Annotated in this window: 20 protein-coding genes and 1 riboswitch; of the genes, 13 read left to right on the top strand and 7 right to left on the bottom strand. The window is 60.6% G+C overall.

What is annotated here, in order from left to right:
* Window positions 1-11 precede the first annotated feature (11 nt).
* Window positions 12-371, top strand: coding sequence for a VOC family protein (locus tag G5V57_RS29350; RefSeq protein WP_165172022.1), 360 nt, complete (start codon window positions 12-14; stop codon window positions 369-371).
* 473 nt (window positions 372-844) lie between these two features.
* On the opposite strand, the gene hisD is transcribed toward G5V57_RS29350, so the two are convergent.
* From hisD to gcvA, 3 genes are read right to left on the bottom strand one after another with little or no spacing between them, the layout of a single operon-like run.
* Entirely contained in the window at window positions 845-2,170 is a 1,326-nt protein-coding gene (gene hisD, locus G5V57_RS29345) for a histidinol dehydrogenase (RefSeq protein ID WP_165172020.1), read from the bottom strand.
* Window positions 2,167-2,544, bottom strand: coding sequence for a YkgJ family cysteine cluster protein (locus G5V57_RS29340; protein WP_165172018.1), 378 nt, complete (start codon window positions 2,542-2,544; stop codon window positions 2,167-2,169). Before G5V57_RS29340 ends, hisD begins: the two co-directional genes overlap by 4 nt.
* Window positions 2,545-2,551: 7 nt before the next feature.
* Complete coding sequence (gene gcvA, locus G5V57_RS29335) at window positions 2,552-3,478, bottom strand: transcriptional regulator GcvA (RefSeq protein WP_165172016.1); 927 nt, start codon at window positions 3,476-3,478, stop codon at window positions 2,552-2,554.
* A gap of 120 nt (window positions 3,479-3,598) precedes the next feature.
* Between gcvA and G5V57_RS29330 the strand changes: the two genes are divergently transcribed.
* Complete coding sequence (locus tag G5V57_RS29330; RefSeq protein WP_165172014.1) at window positions 3,599-3,742, top strand: hypothetical protein; 144 nt, start codon at window positions 3,599-3,601, stop codon at window positions 3,740-3,742.
* Between the two features lie 102 nt (window positions 3,743-3,844).
* Here the strand turns inward: G5V57_RS29330 and G5V57_RS29325 are convergent, their stop codons facing one another.
* Complete coding sequence (locus tag G5V57_RS29325; RefSeq protein WP_165172012.1) at window positions 3,845-4,237, bottom strand: RidA family protein; 393 nt, start codon at window positions 4,235-4,237, stop codon at window positions 3,845-3,847.
* 187 nt (window positions 4,238-4,424) lie between these two features.
* Here G5V57_RS29325 and G5V57_RS29320 point away from each other — a divergent pair, with 187 nt between their 5' ends.
* The gene (locus G5V57_RS29320; RefSeq protein WP_165172010.1) at window positions 4,425-4,916 is read left to right on the top strand and encodes a single-stranded DNA-binding protein; all 492 of its coding nucleotides are present in this window, start codon (window positions 4,425-4,427) and stop codon (window positions 4,914-4,916) included.
* 101 nt (window positions 4,917-5,017) lie between these two features.
* On the opposite strand, the gene G5V57_RS34650 is transcribed toward G5V57_RS29320, so the two are convergent.
* Both G5V57_RS34650 and G5V57_RS34645 read right to left on the bottom strand, forming a co-directional pair.
* On the bottom strand, window positions 5,018-5,194 hold the full coding sequence (locus G5V57_RS34650; RefSeq protein WP_246737421.1) for a peptidoglycan DD-metalloendopeptidase family protein: 177 nt from the start codon (window positions 5,192-5,194) through the stop codon (window positions 5,018-5,020).
* Entirely contained in the window at window positions 5,191-5,988 is a 798-nt protein-coding gene (locus tag G5V57_RS34645; protein WP_246737420.1) for a murein hydrolase activator EnvC, read from the bottom strand. Before G5V57_RS34645 ends, G5V57_RS34650 begins: the two co-directional genes overlap by 4 nt.
* A gap of 160 nt (window positions 5,989-6,148) precedes the next feature.
* On the opposite strand from G5V57_RS34645, the gene G5V57_RS29310 reads away from it, so the two are divergent.
* The 10 genes from G5V57_RS29310 to G5V57_RS29265 all read left to right on the top strand — a co-directional run bounded on the left by G5V57_RS29310 (window position 6,149) and on the right by G5V57_RS29265 (window position 16,743).
* Window positions 6,149-6,700: a 6-phosphogluconolactonase gene (locus G5V57_RS29310; protein WP_165172008.1), complete on the top strand. Its 552-nt coding sequence runs from the start codon at window positions 6,149-6,151 to the stop codon at window positions 6,698-6,700.
* Window positions 6,697-6,939 (top strand): hypothetical protein, encoded by a 243-nt coding sequence (locus G5V57_RS29305; RefSeq protein WP_165172006.1) that lies wholly within the window; start codon window positions 6,697-6,699, stop codon window positions 6,937-6,939. Before G5V57_RS29310 ends, G5V57_RS29305 begins: the two co-directional genes overlap by 4 nt.
* Window positions 6,936-7,874, top strand: a complete 939-nt coding sequence (locus G5V57_RS29300) for an ROK family protein (RefSeq protein ID WP_165172004.1) — start codon at window positions 6,936-6,938, stop codon at window positions 7,872-7,874. Before G5V57_RS29305 ends, G5V57_RS29300 begins: the two co-directional genes overlap by 4 nt.
* Before the next feature lie 155 nt (window positions 7,875-8,029).
* Window positions 8,030-10,750, top strand: coding sequence for a DNA gyrase subunit A (gene gyrA, locus G5V57_RS29295; RefSeq protein WP_165172002.1), 2,721 nt, complete (start codon window positions 8,030-8,032; stop codon window positions 10,748-10,750).
* Window positions 10,751-11,069: 319 nt separating this feature from the next.
* Window positions 11,070-12,566 (top strand): HD domain-containing protein, encoded by a 1,497-nt coding sequence (locus G5V57_RS29290; RefSeq protein ID WP_165172000.1) that lies wholly within the window; start codon window positions 11,070-11,072, stop codon window positions 12,564-12,566.
* 1 nt (window position 12,567) lies between these two features.
* Window positions 12,568-13,101, top strand: a complete 534-nt coding sequence (locus G5V57_RS29285) for a hypothetical protein (RefSeq protein WP_165171998.1) — start codon at window positions 12,568-12,570, stop codon at window positions 13,099-13,101.
* 359 nt (window positions 13,102-13,460) lie between these two features.
* Window positions 13,461-13,793, top strand: a complete 333-nt coding sequence (locus G5V57_RS29280) for a hypothetical protein (RefSeq protein ID WP_165171996.1) — start codon at window positions 13,461-13,463, stop codon at window positions 13,791-13,793.
* A 64-nt stretch (window positions 13,794-13,857) separates the two neighbouring features.
* Complete coding sequence (gene hutH / locus G5V57_RS29275) at window positions 13,858-15,348, top strand: histidine ammonia-lyase (RefSeq protein WP_165171994.1); 1,491 nt, start codon at window positions 13,858-13,860, stop codon at window positions 15,346-15,348.
* Window positions 15,349-15,458: 110 nt separating this feature from the next.
* On the top strand, window positions 15,459-16,094 hold the full coding sequence (locus G5V57_RS29270; RefSeq protein WP_165171992.1) for a LysE family translocator: 636 nt from the start codon (window positions 15,459-15,461) through the stop codon (window positions 16,092-16,094).
* Window positions 16,095-16,125: 31 nt separating this feature from the next.
* The gene (locus G5V57_RS29265) at window positions 16,126-16,743 is read left to right on the top strand and encodes a trans-aconitate 2-methyltransferase (protein ID WP_165171990.1); all 618 of its coding nucleotides are present in this window, start codon (window positions 16,126-16,128) and stop codon (window positions 16,741-16,743) included.
* A 776-nt stretch (window positions 16,744-17,519) separates the two neighbouring features.
* On the opposite strand, the gene bluB is transcribed toward G5V57_RS29265, so the two are convergent.
* Window positions 17,520-18,227, bottom strand: coding sequence for a 5,6-dimethylbenzimidazole synthase (bluB, locus tag G5V57_RS29260; RefSeq protein ID WP_165171988.1), 708 nt, complete (start codon window positions 18,225-18,227; stop codon window positions 17,520-17,522).
* A 44-nt stretch (window positions 18,228-18,271) separates the two neighbouring features.
* Window positions 18,272-18,481: riboswitch (cobalamin riboswitch) on the bottom strand.
* Between the last annotated feature and the right edge of the window lie 76 nt (window positions 18,482-18,557).

Raw genomic sequence — 18,557 nt, 5'->3', positions numbered from 1 at the left:
GAACTACCCAGATGCCATTGAACCAGATCATTCTCTACGCAAAAGACGTGGAACAAACCGTCGCCTTCTATGAAAAATTCTTTGGATTCAGGGCATCCCGCGAAGAGAGCGATCGGATCGTGGAACTCGTTGCGGCTGACGGCGGCGCCCGGCTGATGATCCATCAGGCCGGAAGGGCACAAAAAGCCGGCCAGTCACAGGTGAAACTGGTTTTCGACGTGGAGGATGTCGAAGCCTTTTGCGCGAACTGCAAGAGGCACGGGCTGGTGTTCAGCGCTCTTCATCAAGGCCAGGGTTATGTGTTCGCCAACGCGCGGGATCCGGACAAAAACTCCATCTCGGTCTCCAGCCGCGCCTATCGCAAATCGTGACGAATACGCAGTCCCTTTTGACTTGACATCACGGGGGATCGGACCAAGATATTTCTATCATCGGTCGCGAGATTGATGACAGAGCAAACAGAAAAGGAGGGAGGCATGAATCCACCGGGCTACCTTCTTCGACTGCGACAGGTTCCGCAGTCACGGCTCTGACAGCGCGCTGCAGCACAATCGACGCCGATCAGGCCGCTCATCTGAAAATCCAACACCACATGCGAGGGCGGACCGCCTAAGCTGGGCAAGTCCAGAGCCTCGAAAACATCCGGTATAACTACCGGAATAGACTTCGAAGAATATCGAATGAAATCTCGTAGGATCGAGTGCCCCGTCGGCGCAGATGAGCGCGGCGGGGTTTCGATTCGTGGATAGAGCATCGGCCCGAAAAGTGCGTGCGGTTTTCGGGCAAGCCGATGCGCAAGAACAAAGAAATAGAGCGCCGGACCGATTGGCCAAACTGTGACTGCTCAGGCCTTCAGATACTTCTCCCGCAACGGCGATACCGCATTGGCATGGGCATCGAAGCCTTCGTAGCGCGCGATGATGTGAGCCTCGCGCGCCAGCGCCGGATAGCCCTCGCGCGTCACATGGCCGATCGATGTGCGCTTCATAAAATCATAGACCGACAGCGGCGAGGCGGTCCGGGCCCAGCCGCCGGTCGGCAATACGTGATTGGGGCCGAGCACAAAATTGCCGAGCGTCGAGGGCGTGTATTCGCCGAGCAGGATCTCACCCGCATTCTTGAATGACGGCAGCCAGGCTTTGGGATCGCGGCTCAGAATCTGCAGATGCTCGGGCGCATAGTCATTGACGAAGGCGATGGCGCTTGCGGCATCGGGACAAAGCAGGATGCCGCCCTGCGGACCTTTCAGCACGGTGCCGGCGAAAGCGGCGCGATCGGGGCTCATCTCCTTCAGGAAGTGGGGCAGGGCATCGCGCGCCGCCTCGGCCACCTCCGGGACATGCGTCACCAGCCAGGCGGAGGAATCCGCACCATGCTCGGCCTCGATCAGAAGGTCGAGCGCGGCCAGACGGCCATCCACCGTCTCATCGGCGAAGATGATGCTTTCGCTCGGACCCGCCGGCGTGCCGGTGTCGATGATATCGGCGACGAGGCGCTTGGCGGCGACCACCCAGGGGCTACCCGGTCCGACGATCTTGGCGCATCTGGGGATCGTGCCGGTGCCGTAGGCGACGGCGGCGACGGCCTGGGCGCCGCCGCATTTGAAAATGTCGGTGACGCCCGCCGCTTCGGCCGCGACCAAAGTGGCGGCATCGACCGACCCGTCGGGCCCCGGCGGGGTGACGATGGCGATTTTCTCGACACCCGCCACCTTGGCCGGGATGCAGGTCATCATCACCGAACTCGGGAAGGAGCCCTTGCCCCTCGGCACATAGCAGGCGACGGAAGCGATGGGGCCGATGCGATCGCCGGCAAAGGCGCCGGGCGATATCTCGTGCAGCCACATTTCCTCAGGCTTCTGGTCCTGATGGAATTTCGTAATGTTGCGGGCCGCGAAGGCGATGGCCGCGCTGATGTCGGGTGCCAGAGATTTCCGGGCATGGCGGAAATCGTCCGGCGTCGCCGCCAGATTGTCGGCGGAGACCGGCGCCTTGTCGAACTGCCGGGTGAATCTCGCCACCGCCTCATCGCCTTCCTGCGCCACGGCCGCGACGATGGGCGCCGCTTTCTCGAGATAGGGCCCGAGATCGCTTTCGGTGCGCGCCAGACAGCGCCGGCGCTCGGCCGCAGTAAGCTCCGCCAATTTGAGGAAATTGGCGGGCCCGGTCATCTCTCGTTGTGGAAGGTGGTCGAGATGTAGTCGTCGTCTTCCTGCGCGTTGCGCTCGAAGGCGAGGAAGTCCCAATAGCCGCAATTGTCCTTGCCGGGATAGTCGCGGCAGGCCCAGGGCCTTGCTTCATAGATGGTGCAGCGGCGCGCCTCGGTGTCGAAGAACTGGCAGATGCGGCCGAAATGCTTGTCCTTCTTGCGCCGCATCACGCGCTTATAGCCGTAGGAAGACTTGAAGTACTTCTTCTCGGCGATCTGTAGGGGAATATCGAAATGCTTGGCGATGCGCGCCGCGTCGCGGTCCTTCACCTCGATGACAGGATAGGAGCAGCAATAGCCGGGGCACTTCAGGCAGTCATATTTCTTTCTGGGCATGGCAGGCCTATTTCTTCGTGGACGCGCTCTTGATGCTCGCGAACTTCCGCTGCGTTTCGGCCATCTCGGCCTGCAGCCACTCGCGGAAGGCGCGCGCCGGGGCTGATTCCTTAGACCCTTTTGCGCGTACGATGAAGTAGCCGCCATGATCCTTGATGTCGAGCGCGAAGGGGCGCGCCAGGCGGCCTTCGGTCATGGCGTCGGTGCACAGGATCATGTCGCCGAGCGCGAAACCCTGACCCGCTTCCGCCGCCTCGATGGCGAGATGGCCCTGGAAGACGGTGCCGCGCCAGTCCTCGACGCCCTTGATGCCCGCCGCGTGGAGCCAGTCGGTCCAATATTGTTTGCGGCTCTCATGCAGCAGATTGTAGTCGGCGAGATCGCCGGGGCTGAGGGGCCCCGCATCCTTGATGAGACGCGGGCTGCAGACAGGAAAAATCTCGACATCCGAGACGAGCTTCTGGATTTCGACATCGGGCCAGCGACCGAGGCCATAGCGGATGCCGAGATCGGCCTTGTCGGAGCGGAAGTCGACGAGACGGTTCTCGGGATCGATGTCGAGCTCGATATCGGGATGGAGCTCATTGAAGCGGCCGAGACGCGGCACCAGCCAGCGCGAGGCGATCGAGGGCTCCACCGAGACATTGAGCGTGCGCACTTTGCCCTGGGCCGCGGCTTCGATCGTCGCTTGCGCCATATTGTCGAAGAGGGGGGTGAGGCGGGCGCCGTAGCGGCGTCCCGCATCGGTCAGCTCGACGCCCCGGCCGGTGCGGTTGAAGAGATCGGTGCCGAGCCATTCCTCCAATTCACGAATATGACGGCTCACCGCCGCATGGGTCACGAACAGCTCGGCGGCGGCGTTCGTGAAGCTCTCATGCCGGGCGGCGGCCTCGAAGGCACGAAGGGCGTTGAGCGACGGCAGGCGCCGGGCCATGGGGTGTCCTGTAAGTTTTCCTTACAGATAGCGTAGGATAATGCCGTTTGTGGTGCAAGCGCGAATTGGCTATTTTCAGACCATACAGAGATTGCTTAGAACAAGAAAAGGAGATTGATCATGAACTGGATTTTCGAAGCTTATTCAAATGTTTACAACGCGGCTATGATGCAGGATCAGAAGCATCCGGCTCATGTTGCAACTGAGAAGACCGGCGCCGAGCCGAAGAGCTTCTCCTTGTTCAAGCCCTTCGTCCGCGGCTGATCTTCGACCTGACCTTGGATGCGGCTCCCGTCACGCGCCATACAAAGTTTTCGATCACGTTTATCGCTTCAGGCCCGAAGCCGGACCTGAAGCGATCGTGATCTATACCGGGGCCGCTGCAATGACGGTAACCTCTACGACCAGCCTGGGATCGGCCAGGCCCGCGACCACCAGCAAGGTCGCCGCCGCTTTGTGGCCCTTGAGCACCTCGTCCCGCACCTGCCGGTAGAGCCCGATCTGCGAACGGTCGGTGATGAAGACGCGGGCATCGACGATCGCTCGGTGGTCCATGCCGGCCGCCTTCAATATGCCCAGCACATTGGCCCAGGCGAGACGGTGCTGCTCCTCGGCGCTGTCGGGAATCTTTCCAGAGGCCGGATCGGCGCCTACCTGTCCGGCGACGAAGAGATGGCGAGCGCCCGGCGCCACCTCGACGGCCTGCGCATAATTGGAGAAGGGTTTCGGGGCCAGGTCGGTTTCGATCTGCTTCAGCATGGGAACCTCTTGTTTGACAGATCACCCCTTATACCGCTTGCGTTTGGAACATAAAGAGAACATATTTGCGGGGGATAACATTCGATCCGCAGTGGAACGGAAAGCGGGTTTGGGTGATCACCGTGCCTGAACAACAATCATGATTGGCGCGCAAGCGCTGGTGCCCGGAAAGCAAGGAGAAGCGGATATGGCCGGATCGGTGAACAAAGTTATTCTGGTGGGAAATCTCGGCAAGGATCCGGAGGTGCGTCACACCCAGGACGGCCGTCCGATCGTCAATCTGTCGATCGCGACGTCGGAAAACTGGAAGGACAAGCAGACGGGTGAGCGCAAGGAGCGCACCGAGTGGCACCGCGTCGTCATCTTCAACGAGAATCTGGCGAAGGTCGCCGAGCAGTATCTGAAGAAGGGCGCCAAGGTCTATCTCGAGGGCCAGCTGCAGACGCGCAAATACACCGACAAGGACGGGGTGGAGAAGTATTCGACGGAAGTGGTGCTGCAGCAATATCGCGGCGAGCTCACCATGCTCGATGGGCGCAGCGGCGGCGGCGACAGCGCCGGCTTCGGCAATGGCGACAGCTTCGGCCAGTCGAGCCCGATGGAGCGTCCGCGCAGCGGTGGTGGCGGCCGGCCGCAGCAGAATTTCGCCCGCGACCTCGACGACGAAGTGCCGTTCTGAACCGAAGGCCTGCCTGCGTTACCGCGGGCAGGCCGACTCTCTTGCTGGTGCAACGGTCCGATCATCGTCGATCCTCCGGTGGCCGACGAATTCCTGACAGATCAGGGCTTGGCCAGATACGCGGCCGGATCGACGGGCGCCGACTTCTTTCGCACCTGAAAATGCAGCATTGGCCGGGGGGCGTCACCGCTCTTCCCGGATTCGCCGATGACTTCGCCACGTCGGACTTGCTGTCCGCGCCGTACCTTTAGCTCGCGGAGATAGCCGTAGACGGTCACCAGGCTGTCCTCATGACGCACCAGAACCGTGTGCCCAGCGCTTTGAGTTCGCCGCCCGCATAGATCACGATACCTTTCGCGACCGCTTTGACTTTGGTGCCTTCCGGCATCGCGATATTGATGCCTTCGGTCGTTTTTGCGTCAAAGAGCTGCAGAACTTCGCCGCGCGCCGGCCACGGGAAATTTCCCGTCCAGACGATCTTCACATCGGATTTCTGTGGGAGTGCCGGAGAATCGGAGGAGGGCGTCTTCGAACTCTCGATCGCGTCTGTCTGGCTGGCGGGCTTTGCCTCGGCAGTGGCGACATCGCCGCAGGTGACGATGCGCGAGGCGCTTGAGCCTGGCCCAGGCATCACAAGTGCAGGGTCGGCGGGAACGCCGTCGCGCCGCAGTTCGAAATAGACGTCCTGCTCTTTCTCTGACGGCTCGGCCAGCATGCCGATCTCTTCACCGAGGCGCACCTTTTGTCCAATGGTCACGGACAACCGCGCGGCCCCGGCAACGACGGTCTGATATCCGCAGCCATGCTTGAGAATCAGCAGCTCGCCATAGTTGCGAAAAGGCCCGGCATAGACGACAACGGCATCCGCGGCGGCGCGGACGGCGCCTTTCTTCGGCGCAAGAGCAATGCCCTGCAGCGTGCCGCCTTCTGTATCGGGCGCGCCGAAACTGCGCTTGACGGCGCCGTCGACAGGCCACGCGAAAGTGAGGGTGTCCGGCGCGGACTCGGCCATCACGTACCATTGCGAGAAGAGAAGAAGCAGAGTTGCCAGCCCGTATGCCTTGGGGTTCATCTGATCCGACCGAAAATGCGACAAGTCTCCTCCGGCACTTTCGGCGCGGGACCTGAGTGCGGTTGCCCCCATCTGTAGCCGCAGAATTGATCTCGGCAAAGCGGTGCGAAATATCTATATCGTCTTGTCACCGAGATCCCTTCCGAGAGATGAGCCTTGCATGAACGCGATCACGCCGCAGATTTTCCATGATGTTGACATTCTGGGACGTGTTTTCGCGGAGCGGCTGCTCGCTCTCATCGATCAGGCGAAAGCGGCCGGCCGGCTCTTCCTGCTGGGCTGTCCGGGCGGCCGTTCGCCGCGACCCGTCTATCAGGCCATGGGACAGGCGCTCGCCAAGCGGCCCAGAGACCTCAGTCACCTGGTCATCGTGATGATGGACGACTATCTGGTCGAGACCGGCTCCGGGCTCGATCATGTGCCGGAGAACAGCCATTTCTCCTGCCGGCGCTTCGCGCAAGTGGAAATCGTCGGCGTACTGAACGAAGCGCTTGCGGAAGGGTTCCGTATCCCCGCGGCGCAAGTCTGGTTTCCGGATCCACGGGATCCTCAGGCCTATGATGCGCGGATAGCCGAGGCGGGGGCATCGACCTTTTCATTCTCGCCTCGGGAGCGAGCGACGGCCATGTGGCCTTCAATCCAAAAGGGAGCGCGCGCGACAGCCGTTCGCGCATCGTGCCGCTGGCCGAAGATACCCGGCGCGACAACATGAAGACCTTTCCCGATTTCCGGAGCCTCGACGAGGTGCCGCGGTTTGGCGTGACGGTCGGCATCGATACGATCGCACGCCACTCCAAGGCGGCTGCGATGATCGTCTGGGGCGACGGTAAGCGTCTGGCTTTCGAGAAGCTTGCAGCGGCGCACGACTACGATCCCGACTGGCCCGCCAGCGTGGTCTGCATATGTCGGGGAGCCGAAATACTCGCCGACACATCGGCAGCCGGAAAATGACGCGCTGGGCCATCGGCGCCGATGTAGGCGGCACCAAGATTGCTGCCGGCCTCGTGGAGCTCGATACCGGCCGGCTCATCGAGCGCATGGAATTGCCGACACCACGCGGGCAGGGCGCTCAGGCCGTGATCGCTGCCATCGGTGACGCCGTCCTGCGGATCGACGACGCGGCGACACGTTCGGATGTCCGGTGGCAGGGCCTGGGCATCGGCTTGCCGGAACTGGTCCGGCTCGATGGCACGCCGGCCAGCCAATGGATTGCCGACTGGCGTGGCGTCGACCTGCCGCAAGCCCTGTCCCGCTTCGCTCCGGTCAGGGTCGAGAGCGACGTGCGCCTAGCGGCCTTGGCCGAATTGCGGTACGGGCATGGCCGCTCATTGCCGAGTTTCATCTTTGTGTCGATCGGCACGGGTTTGAGCTGCGCGGTCTGCCGCGGCGGCCGCATCGAGCGCGGTGCTCGTGGTTTCGCGATCCATTTCGCCTCGAGCGATCTCGTTTCCTTTGCCGCGACGACCGGCCAGCGCACGACATTCAATCTTGAGGCCTTCGCCTCCGGGCTCGGCATGAGTGAGGCCTATGAAGCCCGCACCGGGCGTGCCGCCACCGCCCGCATGATGGTTGAGGCGGAAGCGGGGCCTGAAGGAGAGGCGCTGCTGGACGAGGCGACCACAGCGCTCGCCAGCGCCATCGGCCAGGTGATCAATCTGATCGATCCCCATGGCGTGGTGATCGGCGGGGGGGCTCGGCACGGCGCCGCGCTACTTCGCCATGCTCAAGGACAAGATACCGGCCTATATCTGGGCCGAGGAGTGCCGGGATCTCCCGGTTCTGTCGAGTCAGCTCAGAGCTTCCGCAGGGGTCGTCGGGGCAGCCGCCCTGCATGCTGGCGAGGCCGTCGCAAGGCCTTGATTTCAAGGCCTGATTCAGCCCCGTAAAACCGGTATTTTTGGCCCAGTTTTCATGTGCTTGGCATTGCTTCTGACAGGTCTGGGCGGCTAATATGCTTAGCCGCTCGAGATCGTTTCCAGAAACGAGGCCTCCCAGGCCTTCTCGGACGGTTTATGCAGAGCGTTATTCCTTCAGGATTCCCGTGGCCGACAACGACGACAAGAACGATCCGAATTCTTCCGGCAATCCGGGTGAAATCACGCCTATCTCCATCGAAGAGGAGATGAAGAAGAGCTATCTCGATTACGCGATGAGCGTGATCGTGTCGCGTGCACTTCCCGACGTGCGCGACGGCTTGAAGCCGGTGCACCGGCGCATCCTCTACACGATGCATGAGAACGGGTTCACGCCCGACAAGGCACATAAGAAGTCGGCGCGCGTCACCGGCGACGTGATGGGTAAGTACCATCCGCACGGCAATCTCGCGATCTATGACGCGCTGGTGCGTCTGGCGCAGGATTTCTCTTTGCGTCTGCCCTTGATCGACGGGCAGGGCAATTTCGGCTCCGTCGACGGCGATCCTCCGGCGGCCGAACGCTACACCGAAGCCCGCCTCGCCAAGGCCGCCATGCCCTTGCTCGACGATCTCGACAAGGACACGGTAAATTTCGTCGCCAACTATTCCAACGAATTCCACGAGCCGACGGTCCTTCCGGCGAAATATCCCAATCTGCTCGTCAATGGCTCGGGCGGCATCGCGGTCGGCATGGCCACCAACATGGCGCCGCATAATCTGGGCGAGGTGGTCGACGGCACCATCGCCACGATCGACAATCCCGGCATTACCATCGACGAATTGATGAACATCATCCCGGGACCCGATTTCCCGACCGGCGCCATCATCCTCGGGCGCGCCGGCATCAAGTCGGCGATGCATACCGGGCGCGGCTCGATCGTCATGCGCGGCAAGGTCACGACCGAGGAACTGCGCAAGGAGCGCGAGGCTCTCATCATCCACGAGATCCCCTATCAGGTGAACAAGGCGACGATGATCGAGAAGATCGCCGAACTGGTACGCGAGAAGAAGATCGAAGGCATCTCAGACATCCGCGACGAAAGCGATCGTCACGGCATGCGCGTCGTGGTCGAGCTCAAGCGCGACGCGATGGCGGACGTGGTGCTGAATCAGCTTTATCGGTTCTCGCCGCTGCAGACGACGTTCGGCGTGAACAATATCGCGCTGATCGGCGGACGGCCCGAGCTGCTCAACGTCAAGGACCTGATCCAGGCCTTTATCGGCTTCCGCGAGGAGGTCGTCACCCGGCGCACGAAATTCCTCCTGAACAAGGCGCGCGACCGCGCCCATATCTTGGTCGGCCTCGCCATCGCGGTCGCCAATATCGACGAGGTGATCGCGCTCATCCGCCGTTCAAAGGACGCCGCCGAGGCGCGCGAAGCCTTGATGGCGAAGGCCTGGCCCGCCAAGGACATGGCGCCGCTCATCGCGCTCATCGCCGATCCCCGCCACAAGCTCGGCGCCGACGACACCTACAAGCTCTCGGAAGAGCAGGCGCGTGCCATCCTCGATCTGCGCCTGCAGCGCCTCACGGCGCTGGGGCGCGAGGAGATCGCCGAAGAGCTGGAAAAGCTCGCCAAGGAAATCTCCGACTATCTCGACATATTGCGCTCGCGGGCGCGCGTCTTCGCCATCATCAAGGACGAGCTCACGGCCATCAAGACCGAGTTCGCGACGCCGAGGCGCACCCAGATCGTCGACAACGAAGGCGAGGTCGAGGACGAAGACCTCATCCAGCGCGAGGACATGGTGGTGACGGTGAGCCACACCGGCTATGTCAAGCGCGTGCCGCTCTCGGCCTATCGCGCGCAAAGGCGCGGCGGCAAGGGCAGGGCCGGCATGCAGACGCGCGAGGAGGATTTCGTCACCAAGCTCTTCATCGCCAATACCCACACGCCGATCCTGTTCTTCTCCTCGGCTGGCATGGTCTACCGCATGAAAGTGTGGCGGTTGCCCGTCGGCAACCCGCAGGCGCGCGGCAAGGCGCTCATCAACCTGCTGCCCTTGGCGCAGGACGAGCGCATCACCACGGTGATGCCGATGCCCGAGGACGAAGCGACCTGGGGAGCGCTGCAGCTCATGTTCGCCACCCGCTCGGGCAATGTCCGGCGCAACGAGCTCTCCGATTTCGAGAGCATCAACCGCAATGGCAAGATCGCCATGAAGCTCGACGCGGGCGACCAGATCGCCGGCGTCGATATCTGCACCCTCGCCGACGACGTGCTGATGACCACGGCGCATGGCCAATGCATCCGCTTCCCCGTCGAGGACGTGCGCATCTTCAAGGGCCGGGATTCGACCGGCGTGCGCGGCATCAGGATCGACGGTGACGATCACGTGATCTCGATGGCGATCCTGCGCCATGTCGAGGCCTCGGCTGACGAGCGCCTGGCCTATCTCAAGATGGCGCGCGCGGTTTCGGGCGACGAGGGCGATGAGAATGGCGCCTCCGAGGAAGAGGTGACGCAGGCGCAAGAGGCGATACTGACGCAGGAGCGCTACGCCCAGATGGGTGCCGCCGAGCAGATCATCCTCACCGTCTCCTCCAACGGCTACGGCAAGCGCACCTCGAGCTACGAATACCGCGTCACCGGGCGTGGCGGCAAAGGCATCACGGCCATGGCGGTCAATGACCGCAACGGCCCGCTGGTGGCGTCCTTCCCGGTCGAGGACGCGGACCAGATCATGCTGGTGACCGATGGCGGCCAGCTCATCCGCTGCCCGGTCCACGACATCCGCAAGGCCGGCCGCGCGACGCAAGGCGTGATCGTGCTCGACACGGCCGATGACGAGCATGTCGTCTCGGTCGAGCGCATCAGCGAGGAAGAGGAAAACGGCGAGGGGTAAGCCTTGCTCTATCCATTTCCTGAGGATCTGACGCGAAGATGGCGAATGCGCCTGAACTGACCTTTGTGCCGGGGAAGCTGTTCGTTGCATTTTTTTGAAGCGCCGCCCCGCACGCTCCGGTTAAGCCGGCGGGCGCCGAACGTCGTTTCGTTCCAGCTGCTTGCTGAACGCAATTGACTGCCAATTTAGGGAGTTAGCTACCCGCTGGTCCTTATTGATTATTCGTTGAGCAGAAATTGTTCGCTTTTTGTTCCGATTGCGATATAACGGCATTTCAGCCTGCAGTTTGGTGGCAACGTCCTGAAGTAAGAAATTTTCAATGCGCTCAACCCAATCATTTTCTATTCCAGATGAAGTAGAAATATCTGATTCGTTAATTGCTGGACGGGCGCTTGGGGGGATGAGCAGTCAGGTTAAGTCTCAGCGTATTCGCGATCCACTGCACAATCTGATCGAATTCGATGTCGATCAATTCGAGCAGACCATGTGGCGTGTCCTGCAAACACGGCCATTTCAACGTCTCCGGCGAATTCGTCAACTCGGCTTTTCAGAATTTGTGTTTCCGGGGGCAACCCATTCGCGTTTCGCGCATTCAGTTGGGGTATTTCATATCGCGCGGTCATTGATGACCATAATCGAGCGCGACCCTTCCAAGCGAACTCATCAATCGCATGTGGCACTTGCTGCCGCACTTGTGCATGACTTGGGACATGGGATGTTCAGTCACTCCTTTGAGGATGTTGGTAAACAGCTCAATCTACCAATGGCCATTCATGAAAATGTCAGCGATGCGCTGATCAGGAATTCAGAGGTGAGCGAGGTCTTTAATTCTGAATTGGGCCGTAGTTTCTCTGATGAAGTTGCGGATGTAATTCGGATTAAGAAGCCCGGGAATTTGATTGATTCAGTTGTGTCAAGCCAATTCGATGCCGATCGTCTCGACTACATGCAACGTGATCGCTTGATGACCGGGATTCAAGGAAGTGGTGTGGACGCGACCTGGATTCTTGCTAACTTGGAAGTGGGGACCGTTCCTCTAAACGCGGACGAAGAGTCGGCCGGTGAGGTGAAGACCCTTGTTTTGGGTCCGAAAGCGTTTCACGCAGCAGAGCATTATGTCCTCTCCCTGTTTCAACTTTACCCCAATGTTTATCTTCACAAAACAACACGGGGAGCTGAGAAGATTTTCACTTCTCTTATAGTGAGGCTACATTCGCTTATTGAAAGTGGACATCAAAGTGCATGTGGACTTCCAGATTTGCATCCTTTGATGCTTTTTCTCTCTGATCCCGGAAAAATTGAAAATGCAATTCTTTTGGATGATTCCGTTTTCTGGGGAAGCTTGTTTTTCCTATCTCAGGCGAAGGATAGGCTTGTGTCAGAATACGCAACCAGGCTTCAAACCAGAAGGCTGTTGAAGTGCATAGATCTCAGGAGGATGATAGAAGGACGCACTCCTATTAGGAGAGGCATGACAATTGATGACCGACGTGAGCGAGAAGCAAGAATATCTTTGAGCGTAAAGTCGATTTTGAAAGAATTGGAGGAGCGTGCCGCTCACCGGAAGAAGACTGGAGGGCATGAAATCCTTATAGATGAGTATCGTCGCTCTCCTTACAAAAAGTTCCAAGACTCGCAAACTCCATTGAACCAAATACTAATACGCAAGGGTAATGAAATAGAGGATATGGCTCACCTTTCGTCCGTAGTATTTGGAGCGGAGTCTTTTGAAATCAGTCGTGTGTATGTCAGCGAAGATGACTCTGAGGGAAAATCTATGATTTTGCAGATCATAGATAAATCAACGGGAGAATGAAATGTCAGCTTATGATTTGCACGAGAGAGCTGCCTCCCTTGTCTTGGACGCGGGTGGAGAGCTAGTCGGACGCACTCGCTTACAGAAGGTTGCTTATCTAAGCAGCCTTGCAGGCCTTCTGGATGATTTCGAGTTTGAGTATAGGCATTATGGCCCGTTTAGTGAGGAGCTTGCAGACGCAATTAAGTTAGCTATTGGCCTTCGATTGGTTCAGGAAGAGGAGCGGCGAACCGATTGGGGGGGCTGGTATTCGGTTTTTACTATCCCTCAGCGGAAAAGTCTGGCGCCTTCTGCTCGTGCTTCGTTTGTGTCTGCGGCAGCCGGAATTGGTGCGATTGAATTGGAGTTGGCTGCTACTGCAGCGTTTCTTTTTATTGTAGAAGGATTCGGTAGAAACGGCCAAGGCGATCCGTGGGAAGAGACAAAGCATAGAAAGCCTGAGAAGGCTGGTGAAGGTCGGCTGGAACGGGCAAAGGCGGCGTATCGTAAACTTAGGGAAGTGCCGACGCCGAATCCTCTTCCCGCGATTGTGTAGCGCTAGCTAATGGCCTTCTTCGAGGATTAGCGCCAAGATTTTTCGTAGGTACGCTTCGTCATTCCCTCCCACGGAGCTGAGTTATGATATTGAGACCCATCTGCCTAGCAGCGGCGACTCTAAGGATGGAAGACATTGCAGCCGCCCCGTTCGGTTCGGAACCTTGTCTGATTCACGCGCGACTCCAGGCGAGTAGCGCAGTGGTGGCGCGACACTCAGCCGAGACGTGAAGGGTCCATAACCTGACTACGGCGCATGGCCAAGGCAATCGCTTTTCAGTCGAGCGCGTCATCGATGATGAAGAAAACGGCGAGCGGTAGATCTTGCTTTATGTCTTTCCCGATGGTCTAAAGGCAAAGGTGGCGCATGATTATCAGCGGCCCTATGCCGATCCGGTCAAGGGCAGAGCAGGTGATCTCCTCGCTCCCGACTATTTGCAGGAGACGGATCTCTTCGGATGGATCTGGTGCCGCAATGAAGCGGGCCAGGAAGGTTGGGCGCCGCGCAATTGGCTCGAGCCCGCGGGCAACAATCTCCGTCTGATCCGGGATTTTGACGCGATTGAGCTTACCGTCGCTCAGGGGGAGAGCGTGGCGCTGCATTTCTCCGAAAGTGGCTTCTGTTGGGTCACTGGAGCTTCCGGCGAAACGGGATGGGTACCGGACGCGTTCCTCGAGCTGTCGGGCGCGTGAACGGAATTGACTCCGCTCTTCGGGAGCGGGATTCTGCAACAGCAGACAACTAGCAGGACGCGTCATGACAACGATGCCCATCCGCCTGACCGCGGCGCCGCTCCGGGCGGAAGACATTGCGGCCATTGCGCGGCGTCGTTCACGGGTCGAAATCTCACCTGACATTCATGCGAGGATCCGCACCAGCCGCGCCGTGGTGGAGCGCCATGCCGCGCAGAAGCGTCCGATCTACGGACTGACCACGGCGCTGGGCGCCGCCGTGGATACGCCGCTCGGTGAGGAGGACCTGATCGCCTATCAGCGGCGCATCGCCTTCGGTCACGCCGTCGGCTTCGGGCCGGCTTTGCCGCGCGATGCCGTGCGCGCCATGATGGCGGTCAGGATCGCCGGCATGGCGGCGGGCGGCACCGGCATTTCGCCTTCTGTCTTCGAAGGGCTCGTCGCGGCGCTCAATGCCGGGCTGCATCCGGTGGTGCCGGCGCTGGGCTCGCTGGGCGCCGCCGATCTATCGCCGCTGGCGCATATGACTCTCGGCCTCATGGGACATGGTCAGGCGGAATATGGCGGCGAGATCCTGCCGGCGGCCGAGGCGCTCAAGCGCGCCGGCCTGCCGCCGCTCGAGATCCACGCCAAGGACGGTCATGCCATCATCGTCGCCAACAGCCTCTCCGTAGCGCAAGGCTGTCTCGCGCTGGAGGATGTCGAGCGGGCATATCTGTGGTCGCTGAAGGCCATCGCGCTCAATCTGGAAGCCTTCCGCGGCAATGTCAGCGCGCTCGATGACGGCGCGATGGCTGCGCGTCCGGCCTTCGGACAACGGGAGGTGGCGGCGCAACTGCGCGATCTTCTGGCGGGCAGCGCGCTGTTCGCCGACGGCGCCGCCCGGCGCATCCAGGATCCCTTGAGCTATCGCTGCGTACCGCAGGTCTGGGGCGCGCTCAGTCACGCGATCGAAGAGGCGCGCGCCGCGACCGAAATCGAGCTCGCCAGTTCCGGCGACAATCCGGTCGTGCTGGCCGCCGAGGACCGGATCGTGTCGCACGGCAATTTCGACATGACCGCTTTCGTCCTGTCCTGGGAACGGCTCGGCCAGGCGCTCGCCCATGCGGCGGCGGCCATCGCCAACCGGACGATCAAGCTCATGTCGCCGGTGGTCGCGGGCCTGCCACGTTTCCTGGCGTCGGAGGGTCAGAACCGCATCGGCCTCGCCATACTGCAGAAACCGATCGCGGCGCTGGAAGCCGAGATCCGCTTTCTGGCGAACCCGATGTCGCTGACCCCGATCGCCGTTTCGGACTGGATCGAGGATCAGGCGTCGATGGCGCCCGGCGTGATCGCCAAGCTGAGCCAGATCATCGACCGGCTCCGCTATCTCATCGCCATGGAGCTTATCGCCTCGGCCCATGCCCTGGAGATCAGGGGCGTCATGCCGGAATTGGGCCGCGGCGCCGCCGAGGCCTACGCGGCCGTGCGCGGTTATGTTGCTCCTCTGACCGAGGACCGGGAGCTCGGCAGCGACACGGCGCGTATCGCGGAGATGATCGCCGCGGGCTGAGCGGGCAGCGTGCCACCCGGCCGATTTGGACGTTTGAAGCAGGAACTTGCGCTGCAAGCCGGAAATGTGGGAAGTCAGGGCCAGCGGGGCATCGGGCCAGGTCGAAGACCTTGGCGGCTCCGGACAATGTGCTGAAGGTCCTTATGCCGCTCGATCTCTTCCTTGCTTTCCTTGCCGCCAGTGCGCTGCTCTTCGCCAAGCCCGGGCCGGCGATGTCGGTCATCGTGGCCAACAGCATCGGGCAGGGGGTGCGCGGCGGCCTCGTCACCGTCGCCGGCAATGTCATCGGCTTCGTTCTCCTGATTTCGCTTGTCGCTCTCGGCCTCGCCTGGATCGCGGACGCCATGAAGACCTGGTTCGACTGGATCCGGCTCGGCGGTGCGGCTTTCCTGCTCTATCTCGGCGTCACGCGCTTGTGGTTCGCGGGCAGGGCCGGGCTGTCGGGACCGCAGCCCACCGGTCGGCTGTTCCGTGACGGCTTCCTCGTCGCCGTCGCCAATCCGGAGGTCATCCTTTTCCTCGCCGCTTTCCTTCCGCCTTTCGTCGATCCGTCGCGGCCGGCCGCACCCCAGCTCTCGATCCTCGGCGTCACCTTCGTCGCGGTCAGCGCCATTTTCGGCGCGCTGCTGGCGATCCTGGCAGCTCAGGCGCGTAATTTCCTTGCGGGCGAACGCCTCGTCTGGCTCGACCGCGTCAGCGGCGGGCTCCTGGTGATCGCCGCTCTCTGGCTGGCCTGGCCAAGATAAAAAGACAAACACAAATACAAAGACAAATAGAATGTCAGATCGTCGCGCACACTGGGATCATGCCTACACCGTCAAATCCGATACCGCCGTCAGCTGGTATCAGGAGGTGCCGGAGCGCTCGCTCGCCTTGATCAGGCAAGCGGGCGGCGGCTCCGTTATCGATATCGGGGGCGGCGCCTCGCGCCTCGTCGACCGGCTGCTGGCGGAGAGTTATGCCGACCTCGCCGTGCTCGACATTTCCGATGTGGCGCTGAGGCGCTCGAAGGAACGGCTCGGCGCCCTAGCCGACAAGGTCGCGTGGATCGTCGCCGATATCACGCGCTGGCAACCGGCGCGGCAGTGGAACGTCTGGCACGACCGCGCCGTCTTCCATTTCCTCACCGAGGTAGATGCCCAAGACGCCTATATCGCGGCGCTGAAAGCCGGCACCCGGCCCGGATCTCACATCGTGATCTCGACTTTCGCGCTGACCGGTCCTGAGAAATGCAGCGGCCTGCCGGTGCAGCGCTACAGTGCCGACACGCTGGCCGCGCGTCTCGGAGCGGATTTCGAACTCATCGACGAGGCCGGCGAGACGCATCCGACGCCCTTCGGAACGACCCAGGCCTTTACTTATGCGGCTTTCAGGCGGTCCCGATCAGCGCTGTGAGCCCGTCCTCGCCGCCGCCTGCCGGACGAGCGCGCAATCCTTAGCAATGTCTCCCTCTCGGTGAAAGTTGTGGGGGCGAGCGTCGCGGCAGACGCGCCACCACTCAATCCGTCATCCCAATTTCGGTGACAGTGCACTTAATAGTGTCCCAATTTCGGTGACAGTGCTTAATAGTGGTTGCGCAGAAACAACAATATTGAATGCACTGTCACGAAATTCCGCAGAAACAACAATATTGAATGCACTGTCACCGAAATTCCTAATAGTGGTTGCGCAGAAACAACAATATTGAATGCACTGTCACCGAAATTCCACTGTCACCGAAATTCCGAAATTCCGAAATTCAACAATATTGAATGCACTGTCACCGAAATTCCTAATTCGTCGTCAGCAAATGGATTTCGTCAAAAACGTAGATAGAGTTTTATCTGGTAAAGCGGCACAGGACGTAAAGCGTCTACGCGAAATGGGCCAGCTCCCGTCCACAGAAAAGTAAAAGCGACTCGGTGTATCTAGCTTTGTGGCCTGCTGGTAGTTGGTGCTTAGAATTTCGGTGACAGTGCATTCAATTTCGTCGTTTCGGCGCAGCCGATCTATTAAATGCACTGTCACCGAAATTTTCTGAAATTTCGAAATTTCTTATTGATCTATTAAATGCACTGTCACCGAAATTTCTATTAAATGCACTGACACCGAAATTTCGAAATTGTGTGTCACCGAAATTGAGCCCCATCCGACGCCCTTCGGGACGAGCCAGGCCTTTACCTATGCAGCTTTCAAGCGCTCCTGATCAGCGCTTTGAGCGCATCCTCGCCGCCGCCTGCCCAGCTCTCAGCTGATATGAGCTCGTCGAGGGCCAGGCGCTTGCGCCAGCCCTTGCTTTCGAGCTCGGGCCTGTCCGCGAAATCCGAGACATAGCCGAGGCAGAGATAGGCAACCGGGGTGACATGCGCCGGAAGGGCGAGCAGGGCCTTCAGCGCATCCTTGTCGAGAATGCTGACCCAGCCGAGCCCCAACCCTTCGGCGCGCGCCGCGAGCCAGAGATTCTGTACCGCGCAGACGGTGCTGTAGAGATCCATCTCGGGGTTGTGCCAGCGTCCCAGCGGCGATCCTTCGGCACGGCTCCTGTCGCAGGTGATGCAGAGATTGACCGGCGCTTCGACAATGCCGTCGAGCTTCAGGGACCGGTAGAGCGCCTGCCGGTCATCCGCGACGTGACGAACCTCCTCGGCCCGGGCCTGGCGGACGAGGTCGCGTATCTGCGCCTTGCGCCCCGCATCGCGAATGACGATGAAATTCCACGGCTGCATGAAACCCACCGAAGGCGCGTGATGGGCGGCGGTGAGGAGGCGCGCCAGGACCGGATCGGGAACCGGGCAGGGCAGGAACTGGCCACGTATATCGCGGCGGGTGAAAATGGCCCGATAGACGGCGTCGCGCGCCGCCGCGTCGAAATCGCCGGCGGAAACAGGTTCGGTCTGCATCGCTCTTCCCCTTGCGTTGCATCGCCGCCACCCGCCTGTCCACGCGGATAGCCATCCTGCCTGGCCGGTCTTCTGGCTCGGATTCACCTTCTCCCAGCGCCTTCCCGGTTAACCCAGTGGCCTCACACTTCAGCGTAAAAAACTGAAATGGCTGGAAAAATCTTCCTTACAGCGTTGGGCACGCCACGGCGTCGCACCGTGTTTCCGATTCTCCCTCGCCGCGTGGCGAAGGCACCGGGCAGTAAGGCGCAAGGTAGAAGAGCATCAGGCCAGCTGTCCAGAATCCTCTTGCATGCGTGTGCGCGATTATGGCTTGCTCGATGGCCAGGA

This window comes from Nordella sp. HKS 07 (assembly GCF_011046735.1).
Classification (GTDB): Bacteria; Pseudomonadota; Alphaproteobacteria; order Rhizobiales; family Aestuariivirgaceae; genus Taklimakanibacter.
Note: the sequence above shows the minus strand (reverse complement) of the source record. Positions and strands in the feature narration are given on the sequence as shown.

Bases quoted from the DNA above. Each gene is read 5' to 3' on its own strand.
- G5V57_RS29350 (WP_165172022.1), top strand. From the start codon at position 12: ATGCCATTGAACCAGATCATTCTCTACGCAAAAGACGTGGAACAAACC.
- hisD (WP_165172020.1), bottom strand. From the start codon at position 2,170: ATGACCGGGCCCGCCAATTTCCTCAAATTGGCGGAGCTTACTGCGGCC.
- G5V57_RS29340 (WP_165172018.1), bottom strand. From the start codon at position 2,544: ATGCCCAGAAAGAAATATGACTGCCTGAAGTGCCCCGGCTATTGCTGC.
- gcvA (WP_165172016.1), bottom strand. From the start codon at position 3,478: ATGGCCCGGCGCCTGCCGTCGCTCAACGCCCTTCGTGCCTTCGAGGCC.
- G5V57_RS29330 (WP_165172014.1), top strand. From the start codon at position 3,599: ATGAACTGGATTTTCGAAGCTTATTCAAATGTTTACAACGCGGCTATG.
- G5V57_RS29325 (WP_165172012.1), bottom strand. From the start codon at position 4,237: ATGCTGAAGCAGATCGAAACCGACCTGGCCCCGAAACCCTTCTCCAAT.
- G5V57_RS29320 (WP_165172010.1), top strand. From the start codon at position 4,425: ATGGCCGGATCGGTGAACAAAGTTATTCTGGTGGGAAATCTCGGCAAG.
- G5V57_RS34645 (WP_246737420.1), bottom strand. From the start codon at position 5,988: ATGAACCCCAAGGCATACGGGCTGGCAACTCTGCTTCTTCTCTTCTCG.
- G5V57_RS29310 (WP_165172008.1), top strand. From the start codon at position 6,149: ATGAACGCGATCACGCCGCAGATTTTCCATGATGTTGACATTCTGGGA.
- G5V57_RS29305 (WP_165172006.1), top strand. From the start codon at position 6,697: ATGAAGACCTTTCCCGATTTCCGGAGCCTCGACGAGGTGCCGCGGTTT.
- G5V57_RS29300 (WP_165172004.1), top strand. From the start codon at position 6,936: ATGACGCGCTGGGCCATCGGCGCCGATGTAGGCGGCACCAAGATTGCT.
- G5V57_RS29290 (WP_165172000.1), top strand. From the start codon at position 11,070: ATGCGCTCAACCCAATCATTTTCTATTCCAGATGAAGTAGAAATATCT.
- G5V57_RS29285 (WP_165171998.1), top strand. From the start codon at position 12,568: ATGTCAGCTTATGATTTGCACGAGAGAGCTGCCTCCCTTGTCTTGGAC.
- hutH (WP_165171994.1), top strand. From the start codon at position 13,858: ATGACAACGATGCCCATCCGCCTGACCGCGGCGCCGCTCCGGGCGGAA.
- G5V57_RS29265 (WP_165171990.1), top strand. From the start codon at position 16,126: ATGTCAGATCGTCGCGCACACTGGGATCATGCCTACACCGTCAAATCC.
- bluB (WP_165171988.1), bottom strand. From the start codon at position 18,227: ATGCAGACCGAACCTGTTTCCGCCGGCGATTTCGACGCGGCGGCGCGC.